At 40.6% G+C, this 16,955-nt stretch carries 12 protein-coding genes; 4 read left to right on the forward strand and 8 right to left on the reverse strand.

All coding sequences use genetic code 11. The features are described from left to right. Positions 1–33 precede the first annotated feature (33 nt). Positions 34–519 carry a hypothetical protein gene (locus ACHUE3_RS06535; protein WP_394191321.1) on the reverse strand — a complete coding sequence of 162 codons (486 nt, stop codon included), beginning with the start codon at positions 517–519 and terminating at the stop codon, positions 34–36. 214 nt (positions 520–733) lie between these two features. After that, the gene (locus ACHUE3_RS06540; RefSeq protein ID WP_394191323.1) at positions 734–1,783 is read right to left on the reverse strand and encodes an NAD(P)-dependent alcohol dehydrogenase; all 1,050 of its coding nucleotides are present in this window, start codon (positions 1,781–1,783) and stop codon (positions 734–736) included. Between the two features lie 505 nt (positions 1,784–2,288). Here ACHUE3_RS06540 and ACHUE3_RS06545 point away from each other — a divergent pair. From ACHUE3_RS06545 to ACHUE3_RS06560, 4 genes are all read left to right on the forward strand, one after another. Continuing rightward, positions 2,289–4,034, forward strand: a complete 1,746-nt coding sequence (locus ACHUE3_RS06545; RefSeq protein WP_394191673.1) for an ABCB family ABC transporter ATP-binding protein/permease — start codon at positions 2,289–2,291, stop codon at positions 4,032–4,034. A 137-nt stretch (positions 4,035–4,171) separates the two neighbouring features. Next, positions 4,172–6,244 (forward strand): M13 family metallopeptidase, encoded by a 2,073-nt coding sequence (locus ACHUE3_RS06550; RefSeq protein WP_394191325.1) that lies wholly within the window; start codon positions 4,172–4,174, stop codon positions 6,242–6,244. Positions 6,245–6,419: 175 nt separating this feature from the next. Then, positions 6,420–7,133, forward strand: a complete 714-nt coding sequence (locus ACHUE3_RS06555; RefSeq protein WP_394191327.1) for a YebC/PmpR family DNA-binding transcriptional regulator — start codon at positions 6,420–6,422, stop codon at positions 7,131–7,133. A 77-nt stretch (positions 7,134–7,210) separates the two neighbouring features. Continuing rightward, positions 7,211–8,482, forward strand: coding sequence for a leucine-rich repeat-containing protein kinase family protein (locus tag ACHUE3_RS06560; protein WP_394191329.1), 1,272 nt, complete (start codon positions 7,211–7,213; stop codon positions 8,480–8,482). Between the two features lie 242 nt (positions 8,483–8,724). Here the strand turns inward: ACHUE3_RS06560 and ACHUE3_RS06565 are convergent, their stop codons facing one another. From ACHUE3_RS06565 to glk, 6 genes are all read right to left on the reverse strand, one after another. Further along, positions 8,725–10,470, reverse strand: a complete 1,746-nt coding sequence (locus ACHUE3_RS06565) for a hypothetical protein (RefSeq protein ID WP_394191331.1) — start codon at positions 10,468–10,470, stop codon at positions 8,725–8,727. A 452-nt stretch (positions 10,471–10,922) separates the two neighbouring features. Further along, the gene (gene gap, locus ACHUE3_RS06570; RefSeq protein ID WP_394191333.1) at positions 10,923–11,927 is read right to left on the reverse strand and encodes a type I glyceraldehyde-3-phosphate dehydrogenase; all 1,005 of its coding nucleotides are present in this window, start codon (positions 11,925–11,927) and stop codon (positions 10,923–10,925) included. Positions 11,928–11,944: 17 nt separating this feature from the next. Then, positions 11,945–12,565 carry a bifunctional 4-hydroxy-2-oxoglutarate aldolase/2-dehydro-3-deoxy-phosphogluconate aldolase gene (gene eda / locus ACHUE3_RS06575; protein ID WP_394191335.1) on the reverse strand — a complete coding sequence of 207 codons (621 nt, stop codon included), beginning with the start codon at positions 12,563–12,565 and terminating at the stop codon, positions 11,945–11,947. Between the two features lie 34 nt (positions 12,566–12,599). Next, positions 12,600–14,450 (reverse strand): phosphogluconate dehydratase, encoded by a 1,851-nt coding sequence (gene edd, locus ACHUE3_RS06580; RefSeq protein ID WP_394191337.1) that lies wholly within the window; start codon positions 14,448–14,450, stop codon positions 12,600–12,602. 378 nt (positions 14,451–14,828) lie between these two features. Then, positions 14,829–15,842, reverse strand: a complete 1,014-nt coding sequence (locus ACHUE3_RS06585) for a LacI family DNA-binding transcriptional regulator (protein WP_394191339.1) — start codon at positions 15,840–15,842, stop codon at positions 14,829–14,831. Positions 15,843–15,877: 35 nt separating this feature from the next. Then, the gene (gene glk / locus ACHUE3_RS06590; RefSeq protein ID WP_394191341.1) at positions 15,878–16,876 is read right to left on the reverse strand and encodes a glucokinase; all 999 of its coding nucleotides are present in this window, start codon (positions 16,874–16,876) and stop codon (positions 15,878–15,880) included. Between the last annotated feature and the right edge of the window lie 79 nt (positions 16,877–16,955).

A 16,955-nucleotide genomic window follows, 5' to 3' on the forward strand; every position in this document is an offset into this window, starting at 1 on the left:
TAGTTTTCGTAACGGAATAAATTAATGTAGAAATTAACTATGGTAAGTTGTGACTGCTCGGTAGAGTAAGTTTGCGTCTTTCCAACCACTTAAACGATTTTTTTTACCTTCGTAAGCGGTATACCACGGGCGGGTAATAGGGGGTGCTAAAGGCTTTAAATAGAGTTCACGGGCCAAGCTTGGTGTAAAAAACTCAAATATAGGGGTGTAATTAGGCTCAACTTGTACCTGATGTAAAAATAAAGATGAATTGCTTAACGCTAAACGAAACTGTACAGACTCAAAATCCGATTGTTTCGGTTGTTCATCAATATGCTTATCGTATTTTACAGGAGCAGTTGTTAAAGCAGATAAACTAACACTGTGCGATTTATCTATAAATTGGCCGTAGTCTAATTTAATACTGGAGAGAGAGACAATTGAATCCGTTTTGTTTACGCTCACGCCACTTGCAACCTGTGCACTTAAAAGTGCAACAACAAGCAGTAATGTATTTAAAACAAAGCGTAAGTGAGTCATATTGCTTTCTATCTATAAAGGTATAAGCATATATTGAGGTTAATTTGATATTTTCAATACTTTGCTGAATATTAGATTATACCCAAACCACTTCAAAATGCTGAAACTCGTATCTTGGGGTGGTTTGGGTATATAACCGCAGTATTGACTGCGGATATAAATCATAGTAAATCACTTACTGCTGCGGTGCTTATTTAGTGATTTGGCTATAATGTTAAGCCACTTCAAGAGATGACATATCAATAACAAAGCGATGAGATAAATCGCCTTCTTTCAAACGTTCAAAGGCATTATTAATCTCATCCATTTTAATCATTTCAACTTTTGGTAATATATTGTGTAGAGCACAAAAATCAAGGATTTCCTGCGTTTGGGCAATCCCCCCGATTAATGAACCTGCAACGCGACGACGACCTAATAGTAACGGCACAGAATTAGACTCAGCCATCTCACCAACTTGACCTACCAACACTTGAGTTCCATCAATGTCTAATAAAGGAAGGTAAGGAGTAAAGTCGTGTTTTACTGGAATCGTATTGATGATTACATCAAATTGGTTGTTATACGCTTGCATCGCTTTGTCATCTTTAGAAACAAGCAGGTCTTTAGCGCCGTATTCAAGTGCTTGGTCTTTTTTATCAGCAGATCGGCTTATGGCCGTAACGTGTGCTCCCATTGCAACTGCAATTTTAATCGCCATATGGCCTAAACCACCCAACCCAATAACCCCGACTCTGCTACCTGGGCCTACGTTGAACGTACGCAGTGGCGAATAGGTTGTGATGCCTGCACATAAGATTGGCGCACAAGCCGCTTTATCTAATGACTCGGGAACACTTAAAACAAACTCTTCACGCACCACAATATGCTTTGCATAGCCGCCTTTAGTGGCTTCGCCCGTAACACGATCTTTTCCTGAGTAAGTGCCAACCATGCCTTCACGACAGAACTGTTCTTCACCCTTGTGACATTGATCGCACTCTAAGCAACTATCGACCATACAACCAACAGCTACAGTATCGCCAATTTTATATTGCCTTACGGTGTCACCAATTTCAGTGACACGCCCAACTATTTCATGGCCGGGTAATATTGGATAGCGCGTGCCACCCCAATCGTTATTCACTGTATGAAGATCCGAGTGACAAACACCACAATAGAGTATCTCAATTGCTACATCTTCATCACGTAAGTCACGTCTTTCAAAGTGATAAGGTTCAAGTGGTGTGTTGGCCTCATGGGCTGCATATCCAATAGTTTTCATGTGCTGTCCTTTCTTTATTTAAACTAAGTTTGATTTAATACACCAAAGCATTACGTTAAACTGTACTATACCCAAACCACCTCAAGATGCGAGTTTCAGTTGGAATTAAAAGCGATTTAGGCAAGGCATTGATTGCAAGTAATAGTGGTTCTATTGTTAAAATCAATAACGCAGTATAAATCGCTTTTAAACCAACCCCTTGGGCGCTTCACAGGCACTTACTCTCATCGTTGTTCCTTCTTAAAAGGGAATGCCATTCTTGCAAAGTAACGCCTTGATATTAAGCCCCTGTGAAACGCTGAATTCTGTACCTTGAGGTGGTTTGGGTATATACGTAATCGTATTTGCCTTGGCTTTGAATGAATCATTATGGTCAAAACCATTAAAGTATATACTCTAGCCTACAATAAAAAGTTTAATACACCCTTAATATCTTATTTAAAGACAAAACAGGAACAGTATGCGCGGTGCCAGCAGACAAGAAACAATAAAACATCAAGATGCGATGAATTTACGTCAAAGTATTAAGACTTTGTGGCCCTATCTCATGGCATTCAAAGGTCGTGTTTTATTGGCCCTTTTAGCTCTTATCGCAGCCAAAGGCGCTACTTTGCTAATGCCGTGGGCACTTAAAGAAATCATTGATGCGGTTGATGGAAACTTACAAACTCTACTCATAGTCCCTGTTGCATTATTATTACTATATGGTGGGTTAAGGTTTGCTGGGGTCTTTTTTGGCGAAGTTCGTGATGCGCTATTTGGTCGAGTAACCGAGCATGCAATGCGCCATATTGGCTTAAAAGTATTTAAGCACCTACACGCGCTGGAGCTAAGCTTTCATCTAGATAGACAAACTGGCGGCATAAGCCGTGATATAGAACGCGGCACACGTGGGCTAAGCTTTTTGATGCGGTTTTTGATTTTTAATATTGTGCCTACGTTATTTGAAATAGTGATTGTTGCAGTCATATTTGCCACCGTTTTTTCACCTTGGTTTGCACTTGTCACCCTTATTGCCGTTATAAGCTACATTGCATTCACCGTCATTGTTACTCAGTGGCGCAATCGTTTTATTCGTGAAGCGAATCAAGCCGACAACAACAGTAATAGTCGCGCGATTGATAGCTTATTAAATTATGAAACTGTTAAATATTTTAATAATGAAGAATATGAAGCTAAAAGTTACGATACGTTTTTAGCAAGCTGGGAGCAAGCGAGGCTGAAAAACCGATTATCATTGCTTGCTTTAAACTCAGGTCAAGCGTTGATCATTGCAGCCGCCATTACAGCGCTTATGTGGCTTGGCGCCGCAGATGTTGTAACAGGAGAGCTTACTATTGGTGAGCTAGTTATGATAAATGCATACATGATTCAACTATTTTTACCGCTTAACTTTTTGGGCTTTGTTTATCGCGAAATTCGCCGTGCTTTAACCGACCTTGAAAATATGCTCGGATTACTCACACGCAAAGCAAAAATAAAAGACGCTACCGGCGCTAAACCATTAAATTTAGTCAAGGGTGATATTTCATTTGAGAATGTTCATTTTGGCTATGAAAAAAGCCGCGGCATCATTAATAACTTAAGCTTTAACATTGCAGCAAATAGTAAAGTCGCGGTTGTTGGCTCAAGCGGTGCGGGTAAAAGCACCCTCGCACGCTTACTTTATCGCTTTTATGATATACAAAGCGGCAGTATCAAAATTGATGACCAAGCGATAGACAGCGTTACCTTAGAAAGCTTACGCCAAGATATTGCCATCGTCCCGCAAGACACTGTTCTGTTTAATTCGAGTATCCGTGAAAATATAGCGTACGGGCGTCCAACTGCCACGGATGATGAAATTGATACCGCTATTAGACTTGCCCACCTGGGGGATTTTATTAAAAGCCTTGATAAAGGTGACCAAACACTGGTTGGTGAGCGAGGATTAAAAGTCTCAGGTGGTGAAAAACAACGTATAGCAATTGCACGGGCAATATTGAAACAATCGCCAATTTTAATTTTTGACGAAGCCACCTCAGCACTCGACTCTCATTCAGAGCAAGCAATACTGAATGCAATGCGAGAAGTGGCAAGTAACCACACCAGCTTAGTGATTGCCCACAGGTTGTCGACCATTACAGATGCTGACAATATTATTGTGCTTAAAGAAGGCCAATTAGTTGAACAAGGTACTCATCAAACATTACTGAATTTGGGGGGCGAATATTCACGTATGTGGCAATTACAACAAACAGAGTCCACATAGTTGTAAATTGATGTTAACCTAATTCTATCGAGCGATTAGGTTATTCACCTCAAAATGTTTGTTTAGCTTAACGTTCTCTATAACAATCAAAGATAGAACAGATAAATACCGATAAAAATAATATTCAAGGCAATACAATGAAAAAAACGCTTATCGCAGCAACACTCGCTGCCACATTTTTAACTGGCTGTTCAAAGCCTGAGCAAACCGAAACACAAGATAAAGCAACTGAAACAGTAGCAAGCACTCAAAAAGCAGAATTAGGTTCATTTGGTGTTGATTTATCTGCACGTAATGAAGCCGTTAAACCAGGCGATGACTTCTTCATGTATGCCAGCGGTACTTGGTATGACAACTATGAAATGCCAGCAGATAAAACTCGCTATGGCGCATTTTCAGGATTAGCTGAGCGCAGTGAAGAGCGTGTTAAAGCCATTATTGAAGAAATTGCTGCACGTGATAATTTGAACGCAGAAGAGCAATTAATTGCTGATTTTTACAACGCTTACATGGATACCGAAACGCTAAATAAATTAGGCTTAACCCCTATTAAGCCTCTACTTAATGATATTAGTGCGGTTTCATCAACAGACGATTTAACCAAACTGTTTGGTCAATCATGGTTATCTGGTGTTAATTCACCAATTGGCGGTGGCATGTGGTTTAACCGTCTTGACCCAAATAAATATGAAATGTCTTTAGGCGCGGGCGGCTTAGGTTTACCAGATCGTTCTTATTATCTTGAAGATTCAGAGCGCTTTGAAAAAACGCGCGCTGCGTATGTAGCACATATCAGCGAAATGCTAGCATTAGCTGGTGTTGATAACAGCGCTGACCGTGCAAAATCAATCCTCGCGCTTGAGACAAAAATAGCACAAGGTCATTGGCCACGTGAAAAGCGTCGTAATCGCGACCTTACATTAAATCAAATTAAACGCGAAGAGCTAAACTCTGCATACCCTGGTTTTAACTGGGACCTGTATTTTGCCCAAACAGGTTACAAAGTACCGCAACTTAATGTGTCACAACCTGAGCCTATTAAAGCCATGATTGAGCTAATCAATCAAGAAGACTTAGCAGTATGGAAAGACTATTTAACGTACCATGCTGTCAGTGGTAATGCGTCATTGTTATCAGAAGAAGTATTCAATACTAACTTTGCTTTTTACGGTAAAGAACTTAATGGCCAACAAGAACCTCGTCCACGTTGGAAGCGTGCTATTAGCCAAATGTCGAGCACTAACTCGTTAGGCTTTGCTATTGGTAAAGTATATGTTGCACGTTACTTCCCTGAGTCATCTAAACAGCAAATGTCTGAATTGGTAGAGAACCTGCGTACAGCACTTGGCGAGCGTATTGATAACCTAGATTGGATGGGCGAAGAAACTAAAGTAAATGCACACGCGAAACTAGCGGCATTTGTACCAAAAATTGGCTACCCTGATGTATGGCAATCATTTGATGGCTTAACAATCAGTAAAACTGACTTAATGGGTAATATTAAAAATACTCGTGAATTTTTCAGAGCTGACAGTGTAGCAAAAGAGCTTGAAAAAACTGACCGTAACCGCTGGGGTATGACGCCACAGCGTGTTAACGCATACTACAACAGCTCATTTAACGAAATTGTATTCCCAGCAGCAATTCTACAACCACCATTTTTTGATCCAAATGCAGATCCTGCGGTTAACTATGGCGGTATTGGCGCAGTAATTGGGCACGAAATGGGCCATGGCTTTGATGACCAAGGTTCAAAGTCAGACGCAAACGGTGTACAACGTAATTGGTGGACCGATGCCGACCGTGCAGCATTTGATGCAAAAGCTGACCAACTTGCAGCGCAATATAGTAAATACGAACCTATTCCTGGTAACTTCGTTAATGGCCGTAATAGCCTAGGTGAAAACATTGGTGACGTAGGCGGACTGGCTATGGCTTATCACGCATATAAGTTAAGCTTAAATGGTAAAGAAGCCCCTGTTATTGATGGTGTAACGGGCGATCAACGTTTCTTCCTAGCATGGGCACAAGTATGGAAAGAAAAACGTACTGAGCAAAGCATGCTTAACCAGCTTCGTGGCGGTACACATGCTCCAGGTCGCTTTAGAGCGCAAGCACCACGTAACCACGATGCATGGTACAAAGCATTTGATGTAAAACCAGGTGATGAGCTTTATCTTCCTGAAGAAGAACGTGTTCGTATTTGGTAATAATCAGATACATTTTGATTGAAAATATAGCCCGCATTTGCGGGTTATATTTTTTGTACCCCCTATTCAACCCAACTTTAATTCCTACTGAATTCTGTATTTCCACGCGACTTGGGTATAGAATACGGCACTATTAAATTTATACTTTTAAAAACATATTTAAGGCGAAACGCAGATGGGAAGAGCTTACCAAAACAAAAAAGATTCAATGGCTAAAACTGCGGGTGCTAAAACAAAAGTTTACTCAAAGTACGGTAAAGAAATATATATTTGTGCTAAAAATGGCGGCGTTGATCCAGACGGCAACCTTGCACTGCGCCGATTAATAGACCGCGCCAAAAAAGACCAAGTACCTGCTCACGTTATTGAACGTGCTATTGATAAAGCAAAAGGTGGCGGCGGTGAAGATTACGCTGCAACGCGCTATGAAGGTTATGGCCCAGGCAACTGTATGATCATTGTTGATTGCTTAACTGACAACAACAAACGTACCTTTGCCGATGTACGTGTATGTTTTACCAAAGCAAATGCTAAAATTGGCGCACAAAACTCGGTATCTCATTTATTCGACCACCTTGCGATTTTCGTATTTGATGGCGATGATGACGAAGCTGTACTTGAAGCGCTTATGATGGCTGACGTAGATGTAACAGACGTCGAAGTAGAAGACGGCAAAGTAACTGTGTTTGCCCCTCACACTGAATATAACAATACACGTACTGCCCTTGAAGAAATGGGTATTAGTGAATTCGACGAAGACTTAATTGCGTTTGTACCACAAGTTGAAGCCCCTATTGAAGGTGAAGATGTAGAAGTCATGGAGCGCTTTTTAGCCATGCTTGAAGATTGTGATGATGTACAAAACGTATACCATAACGCACAGTTTTAATTACATTTATTAAGACTAAAAATAGGCCAACTTAGTTTGGCCTTTTTATTTTTACTTCCACAAAACGGAATTTCATTTTGAATAGCCTTGAACAGCTTCGCAATGGCCAATTAATTGGGACTAAACGCTTGCAATTAGTAGAGCAGTTAAGCTCATTCCCTGAAGAGATCTTCACGCTTGCAGACACCCTTGAAGTGCTCGACTTATCCAATAACAATTTGAACGATTTACCCGATGAGTTTGCACAACTAACAAAGCTCAAACGCGTCTTTTTGTCGTTTAATCAGTTTAAGCATATTCCGCCAGTATTAGCACAATGCCCTGCCCTAATTATGATAGCGTTTAAAGGCAACCAAATTAGCGAATTTACTGAGAATAGTTTACCGGTTTTAACCCATTGGCTAATTTTAACTGATAATGAAATAACCCAATTACCAGAGTCATTTGGTGAACTAACACAGTTGCGAAAATTGGCGCTAGCGGGCAATAAATTAACGACTCTGCCTCAAAGTATGAAAAACTGCCAAGCACTTGAATTAGTTCGTTTGTCTGCCAATAATCTTACACATATTGATGACTGGCTTTTTGAATTGCCCAAACTTACTTGGCTGGCATTTGCAGGAAACGATTTCAATAAATCACAATGCTTACAAAATGCGCCATTACAAAAAGCCAACATTGATGAATTTGAGCTGATTAACCAAATTGGCGAAGGTGCTTCTGGCATCATTCATCTCGCAAAATGGCAGCAGAAAAACGTAGCTGTAAAATTATTTAAAGGCGCCATTACCAGTGATGGGTATCCACTTGATGAAGTTAATTGTTGCCTGCAAACAGGGCAACATAGTAACCTTATAAAAGTGCTCGCGTATAGTGATAACCCTGAACAGTTAGGCCTTGTAATGGAGCTGATTGGCCCAGAATTTCAAAATTTAGGTTTACCCCCAACATTGGATACTTGCACACGCGATACGTTTGCACAGCACACACAATTTAGCATTACTGCAATAAAGTCTATCGTTAAACAAATGACCAGTACCGTCGCGCATTTACATGCTAATAATGTAAGCCATGGTGACATTTATGCTCATAATATTATGGTAGATAAAGAGCCAAATGTTTTATTTGGTGATTTTGGTGCAGCAACAAACCTAGCATCATTAACTGACTACCAGCGCCAACAAATGCAATACATAGAAGTTCGTGCAATTGGCTGCTTAATTGATGATTTACTCAGTGTATGTAACAAAAATGAAGAGACCGAAAATTTAAATATATTAGCTCAACAGTGTATGACAGAGAACCTCTCTTTAAGACCATCGCTCCAGACCCTTATTGAATCCCTTTAATACCAATTCGCTTAATTAAGTGATCTATTTTGAGGATGGATAAACGTGTTGATAGCTAGGAAAAAATTTGCTATTCAGTTGTTCTAAATGAGAATTTTATAACGCAGGTAGCGACACGTTTAGCCCCGCAAAATGATTAAGTATTATTGCGGGTTGGTATAAGTTTAGACACGGTTTACAGTGTATAAACCGTGTTTAATGCTATTCAAATTTATCGTGAAATTTACAATATGTGCCTTGAGCTAATCAATGGCAACCGTGAACGCTTCGTTTTCTTCTTTACTAAAAACAACCAGGTGGCTCTGTGATATAGCTTCAAAATGATAGTTTTTGCTAAGGTATTGCCCCCATAGCACCTGCTCTTTTATTAACAGAGCGTGCCCAGCGGATAAAGCCCACAATTGACCTTGCGATTGTGGTGACGCTATCGCACCGACGTAAACCAATATAAACCCTTGTTCACTTACAATGGGGGTGATTTTTGTTGTGTTACTGTTTGCAAAGCGTGGCACTTCTTGCCAGGTTTCATTATAAACACGTATAGGGTAAGTCGTATTTAAGCGTGTTTGTAACTGAGCTTCAAACAATTCAACGTCGCCATGCCTTAAATATTTAAGCACTCCATACTCGGTATCAACAAAATCTCCTGCGAGCAGTGTATCTAGATCTCCCCCTATCCAATCAGGTAAAAGTTGAGTGAGTGGATTTATATCAAAGGCAATCGTGCTTTGAACGTCATTGCGAGAAAACTCAAACTGCTCAACGCCACTGTCATTATTAGTAAATAAAAATTGGTTGTTTTTATTTTGCCAGATCGTCGCATTTTTCACGTTCACCAGTGAGAATATTGCATCATCACGCGCACTTGAGAGTGAGTCCATCACATTTATGATCAATTGATCATCACGGCCAAAGCCGAGACTAAATGCCACATCATCATAATCAAATAATGGGGCATGGCTGAATTGGCTAATCTGATTACTAATCGCTTTTTTGCCACGCACCTGGCCATTTATAATTTGTATATAAGATTTAGAGGCTGGATCATCGTTATCCTCAGCCGCAAGATAAAGGTTGCTATTATTAGTAACAAAACCACTTTGTAGGGTGGTTTCTTCAAGCAGGTTAGACACCATTTGCCACGCCCCACTTTTCCAACGATATAAACCAATAGGGGAAGATGATAAAGCGAACAAAGTATCACCCGAGCGCGCGATACTTGAAGGCGTAATATCATAAACTACTCTATCGCCAAGCTGACCATTATCAAATGAAACTGACTGCAGTCTAAAGCCCGATGCATCACTTTGAGTAATAAACCATATTTTTTCTTCAAACCACATGTTTTCAGACGCTAAAAGCCGTTCTTTATTTGGGTTATCAAACAAAAGCTGTTTATCTTGCCCACCAAAATGTAAATAAACTTTTTCATTTTCAGAAATCATAATGTAAGGGTGGCAAGCAATCTCATATTTAACATTTGACAACTTTTCAACATCGCATATTTGAGGCCCTCCCAGTTGCATTATTTCAACTTCACCTGCCATACTGGCATCCGTTGAAACAGTCCTCTTATCGACGATGAGTTCGCTCTGTGCATAACGAATAATAATGGGGTATAAGTACGGTGTTGTTAATTCAAAAGTCACCGCAGCTGCAGCGCATTCAATTGATAAAGTATAATCAAGAGACGTGGTATTACTTAATGTTGAATCACAATTCATCGTATCAGGAATATTCAATACCACAGGCTGCACAAATGATGTTCCTTTGGCGGTAAAATCAAGTTCATTACCTGCCACTAGGGTTGCCGTATTATTCATCCATGACAATTCAAGCCCGGCAACAGAGTCACTAGGCATTACCTTAAGTGTGTATGTTTGTTCTGCACTTATGGGCGCTGCAGGTTCATTACTCTCGCTCGAAGAGCCACCACAGCCACTGATAACGAAAGCAGATAAGCTTGCTAAAAATAACTTTATTCGCACAATAAAATCCTTTTCATTTGATTTATTAATGTAAGTGATAGATTTACTTAACCCAGCTATTTTAAGGTTTTATCTAAATCGATTCGTATTATCACTCGCAGCATTAAGGTGTATCATTTGAACCCAAAACGCAAACAAAATATTGTTAAAATGATGAATTAGCAATCAACCCATTGAGCCAAAATATCTAATAGCAATTCGCTTAATTAAGAGATCTATTTGAGGCAAGAAAACCTTGTCGAAAACAAGGCAAAAATATTTTATTTAGTTGTTCTAAATAAAATATTTAAACGCCGTTAGTGTCAGGTTTAATACCTAAAAAGATTGAGTATTATTGCGGATTGGGATAATCGTGAGATGCACAGTATTGAGGGTTCTGTGGCCAATCTATTAAACGAAAAAAACCGCGATAATCGCGGTTTTGTTGGATAAAGCTAAACTTTTCGTATTATTTACAGGTATTGACCCAATGCTTTTACTTGGTCTAACATGCGGTTTGAGAAACCCCACTCGTTATCATACCAAGCCATTACCTTAACTAATTTGCCTTCAGCTTTGGTTTGCGTTGAATCAAAAATTGATGACGCTGGGTTGTGGTTAAAGTCGATAGAAACAAGCGGAAGCTCGTTGTACTCTAAAATATCTTTCATTGAACCTTGCGCAGCGGCTTTCATCACTTCGTTGATTTCAGCGGCCGTTGTTTCGCGTTTTGTAATAAACGTAAAATCAACTAAAGATACGTTAATTGTTGGTACACGTACTGACATACCATCAAGCTTACCAGCAAGTTCAGGTAACACTAAGCCAACAGCTTTTGCTGCACCCGTTTTAGTTGGGATCATAGACTGCGTTGCACTACGAGCGCGGTATAAATCAGGATGATATACATCTGATAAGTTTTGATCATTTGTATAAGCATGGATAGTCGTCATGCTACCTTGCTCAATGCCTACTGTATCGTTAATTGCTTTTGCAATTGGCGCTAAACAGTTTGTAGTACAAGAGGCATTTGAAATGATGTTGCTATCTGCGTTAATTACGTCGCTGTTTACACCGTGAACAACCGTTGCATCCAAATCAGTACCTGGTGCAGATACAATTACTTTTTTCGCACCAGCAGCAATATGTTTAGCAGCGTCATCACGTTTTGTGAAAAAACCAGTACACTCTAAAACGATATCTACGTTTAGTTCTTTCCAAGGCAAGTTAGCAGGATCGCGCTCTTGGGTAAGGGTAATAACATCATCGCCAATCAACATTGTATTGTCAGCAAGTGTTACTTTTTGAGAAAATTGACCATGCACTGAGTCAAATTGAGTTAAATGTGCGTTAACGTTAGCAGGTGCTAAGTCGTTAATTGCAACAATTTTAATCTCGTTATTTTGTGCAGATTCATAAAGTGCGCGTAATACGTTGCGACCGATACGGCCATAGCCATTAATTGCTACATTAATCATTTCAAATTCCCCTTTAATTATTTAACTTCACTTGCTTGGCGAGCAAGCGTTTCAATGGCTTGCCAGTCTTTATTTTCGATCAATTTTTTGTCGAGCATCCACGTTCCACCCACACAAATCACGTTGCTTAATGCTAAATAATTTGGCGCAGTTGCTAAACTAATGCCGCCAGTTGGGCAAAAAGTTACCTGTGGTAACGGCCCACCAATTGATTTAAGCATTGCCGTACCACCAGCAGCCTCAGCTGGGAAAAACTTTAAAAACTTAAACCCGTGACTTGCTAATTTCATCACTTCGCTTGGCGTTGCGGCGCCCGGCAAAAATGGAATATCAGTTTCTTTTGCAAGGGCTAACAGCTCGTCGTTTACACCTGGGCTAACCATAAAGTCAGCGCCTGCTGCAACAGAGGCGTCAAAGCTTGCTTTGTCTACCACTGTACCTGTACCTACGTACGCTTCTGGTACTTCTGCTTTCATAAGCTTTACAGCTTCTGCCGCGATTGGTGTACGCAATGTAATTTCTAACGCTTTTAAGCCACCGTTATAAAGTGCTCTTGCAAGCGGGGCTGCATCTTCTAGCTTTTCAATTACAACAACTGGCACAACCGGTGCCGATGCTAATATTTTTTCTATGCTCATTGAATGTCCTCATTACCCTGTGTATGGCTAATTATTATTCTATTCCAAACGCACTAGCACCTAGGTCAGCGCTGCTTACAATGTTTCTGAATCCTTCAAACAACTCTCGGCCTGTGCCGAATGTTGGGCTTGCAGGGCTAAGTTGAAGCTCACGTTTTTCTAACTCATCGTCTTCAACATGTAACTTCAAGATACCTGCAGGCGCATCAAGGGTAACTAAATCACCTTCATGTATTTTTGCAATAATACCGCCTTCAACAGCCTCTGGGGCTAAATGAATAGCTGCAGGCACCTTGCCTGACGCACCAGACATACGGCCATCCGTTACGATTGCAACTTTGTAACCTTGGTCTTGAAGCGTAGCCATTACAGGCGTTAGCTTATGAAGCTCTGGCATACCTTTGGCTTTAGGGCCCTGTTCTTTCAATACGGCAATAAAATCTTGGTTTAACTCACCACGAGAATACGCTTCTTGCAATGCGCCTTGTGAGCTGAATACTTTTGCCGGAGCGGTAACTACTTGATGCTCAATTGCAACAGCCGATACTTTGATCACTGCTTTACCAAGGTTGCCGGTTAAAAGCTGTAAACCACCCTGCTTACTAAACGGGTTGTCAATTGGACGTAAAACCTCTTCATCAAGAGACTTTTCAGGACATGGTACCCATTTAACTTTGCTTGGGCCTGAGCTGTTTGTCATGATTACATTATTATCGGTATCTAAGCGTGGCTCACAGGTGTAAGCCTCTAGGCCATCACCAACAATGGTTTTAACATCATTATGTAAGAACCCAGCACCAACAAGTTGCTTCATCAAAAAGCCCATACCACCAGCTGCTTGGAAATGATTTACATCAGCAGAACCATTCGGGTAAATACGTGTTAACAATGGAACAACCTCAGATAAATCTGACATATCTTTCCACGTTAATTGAACGCCAGCCGCTTTAGCTATTGCCACTAAGTGAATTGCATGGTTTGTTGATCCACCTGTCGACAATAGACCAACAAGACCATTGATAATTGTTTTCTCAGTAACCACATCAGCTAGACAGTTAGCATCTTTAGATTCAATTAACTGTTTAAGCATGGTCTCTACTGCATTACCAGTGAGGCCATCACGTAATTCTGTATACGGATTGATAAACGAGCTACCTGGTAAATGTAGGCCCATTATTTCCATCAACATTTGATTCGAGTTAGCCGTTCCGTAGAAAGTACATGTACCCGCACTGTGGTAAGACGCACTTTCAGCTTCCAATAGCTCATCGCGGCTTACTAAACCTTGAGCAAACTTTTGGCGAACACGGGCTTTTTCTTTATTTGGAATACCAGATTGCATTGGACCAGCTGGCAAAAATGCAACTGGAAGATGACCAAATGACAATGCGCCAATTAGTAATCCTGGGACAATCTTGTCACACACGCCTAAACAGAAAACACCGTCAAACACGTCGTGCGAAAGAGAAACCGCCGTAGACATTGCAATTACATCACGTGAAAACAGTGATAATTCCATGCCGTCACGGCCTTGCGTAACACCGTCACACATTGCAGGTACACCACCAGCAACTTGTGCTGTTGCGTCATATTTAGTGGCAAGCTCTTTAATTAAATCTGGAAAATCTTTATACGGCACATGCGCAGACAACATATCGTTGTAAGAATTAATAATCGCTAAATTTGGCTGTTCATCAGCTTTTAAACGCGCCTTGTCATCACTGCTGCATGCAGCCATAACGTGAGCAATGTTACCGCAGCCTAAACCAGCACGAGTTCTTGTTTGTTTTTTTGCGTGATTGATTCGTTCTAAATAAGCTTGGCGAGTTTGTTTACTGCGTTCAATAACGCGTTCGGTGACTTCTTGAATACGAGGATGTAACATAAAATTCGACTCATCTCTATGGTTAGAGGATAAAGGCTCAGTGGCAACCACACACTCCACGAATGTAATTGCACTGAGCATCTTTGATTTACCCGTTCAAAGGTATACGTTATCAGGCCGTCTCTCACAACCAACCTGACACCGGTGTCACTGTATTAACGCACGACTGTGACACCGGTGTCAACCTTATCACTTAAATTTAGTCTAATTTATTTAAATGACCAAATAATGAACAGTGAAAACACACACAAAACTGATCGCTTGCTGAAATAACATACAGCTTAGGAGTGGGTAGCGTAGTTTAAAAAGGTATGATGCAGAGCTTAAGAATAAAAAGTGCCTGAGCAAGCGTCACTCAAACTCAGGCAACTGTGAAATTTATTTAACTTGTGCAGTTGATTCGCGGGTAATTAAACGCGCTTCAAGGGTTACTTGATATGGTTTTTCTTCTGGTTGAGCAATGCTTTCTATTAGCTTAGTCACGGCTTGCTTTGTCATATCTTCGACAGGCTGTGCAATGGTTGTTAAGCCTGGCCAAATATGCCGAGCAATAGGCGCGTTATCAAACCCTGCAATCGAAATATCATCAGGTACTTTTAATTGTCTTTGGGTGGCAAGTTTTAACACAGCCGCAGCCATGTAATCATTCGATGCAAAAACGGCTGTTGGTCTGGGTGTTAAATCTAAAATGCTTCGGGCACTATCAACACCAGAATGGTAACTAAAGTTACCCTCTTCAACTAAACGCTCATTAAATTCAACACCATGTGTTTCAAGGGCTCTTAAATAACCTTTAAACCGTTGCTCGGTGGCACTGTGATCTGGGTGACCTTTAATAAATGCGATTGATTTGTGGCCTAGGCTAATTAAATGTTCAGTGATTTCAAATGCGCCTTGTTCATCGTTACTTCGAACAGAAATTGACTCGTCGTCAAGTACGGCGGATGCAACGCGTGCATAAGGAATTTTTTTCGTTTTAAGAAAATCAACTAGCTCTTTAAAATCAGAAAACGGTGGCGTGAGTACCAAACCATCTAAGCGGGAGGTTTGCAACAACTGCTCAATGTTACTAATCAACGCATCACCACGCATGTCACACGGGTGAATCAGTAAGTTATAGTTATTCTCTTGGCAGGCAGCAAGCGCCCCCGTTTGCACACGCGTGATATAACTTTTACTTGGATTATCATAAATACAGCCAATTATAAAACTACGGTTTTGCGCCAAGCCTCGTGCAATTGGATTAGGTGTATAATCAAGCTCTTTAAATACTTTGAGTACTTTTTCACGGGTTGCATCGCTCACATTCGGCTCATTATTAAGCACACGCGAAACTGTCTTTTTAGACACACCAGCATAACTTGCAACACTATTTATGGTAACTTTTTTCATCCAAACTTCCCAATGACATCCCTAATTGCGATGTTTTATACCGGCTCATTTACATGCAAACAGGCTGCTGCACCAATAAGCGGTATGTTGTCTTGTACTACTAACGTGACAGGTATTTGACTAACAAACTGAGACATTATGCCCTTTGCAGTAAAACGCTCAACAAAACGACTTGCCAATAAACGCGACTGCATGCGAGGTAAAATACCACCGCCAATAAATACACCACCTAAACCACCAAATGTTAGCGCTAAATCCCCCGCTACACTGCCAATCCAGTCACAAAACTGATTAAGCGTTGCATCGCAAACAGCACATTCTCCACTGTTAGCTAACTCACTTATTTGTGCAGCGGTTAAGTTTTTAGGCTCAACACCTTTAACTGCAGCCATCGCTTGGTATAAATGACTTATACCAGGACCTGAAAAAACAGTTTCAACCGACACATGCGGCAATTGCTTACGTAATTCTGTGATTAACTGAGTATCTAATTCATTAACCGATGCTAATGAGATATGACCCGCTTCACAGCTTAAAACTGCACTACCCTGATTAGTGCGCACTAAACTTGCAGCCCCAAAACCCGTGCCCGGGCCCATTACAGCAATATTAGCATCGCTATCAGCTTGGCCACTTTTTATGGTGACATTCTGTTGAGGATCTAAATAAGGTGCTGCATAAGCAAATGCTGCAAAGTCATTGATTACTTCAAGTTTAGATAACGCAAACTCAGCTTTGAGCTGTTCGACACTAAAATGCCAGCCCAAATTTGTTAAATGTACTTGTCCTGCTTTTATTGGGCCAGCAACAGCAAGGCATGCACGCTTAGGCTCAATTGGCTTAATCTGGGAAAGGTAGTTTGCTAAAGCAGCTTCTAATGAACCAAAATCTGCACTAGGAAATGTGATATTATGCTCAATAACAAATTGTTTTTGTTCTGGCAAAAAGTCAGTGATTAAAGCAAAGCGCGCATTCGTTCCGCCAATATCAGCGACTAAGATCGGATCAAATTGTGTATTAGGGTTGCAACTCATAATGTTTTCTCTTTTGTCTAAGCGGTTTGCCTAGTAGCTAAAACCAAGCTTATTATTATAGTTTCAACGGCTTTGCCAT

The sequence above is a fragment of the Pseudoalteromonas atlantica genome, from assembly GCF_043641955.1.
GTDB lineage: Bacteria > Pseudomonadota > Gammaproteobacteria > Enterobacterales > Alteromonadaceae > Pseudoalteromonas > Pseudoalteromonas atlantica_A.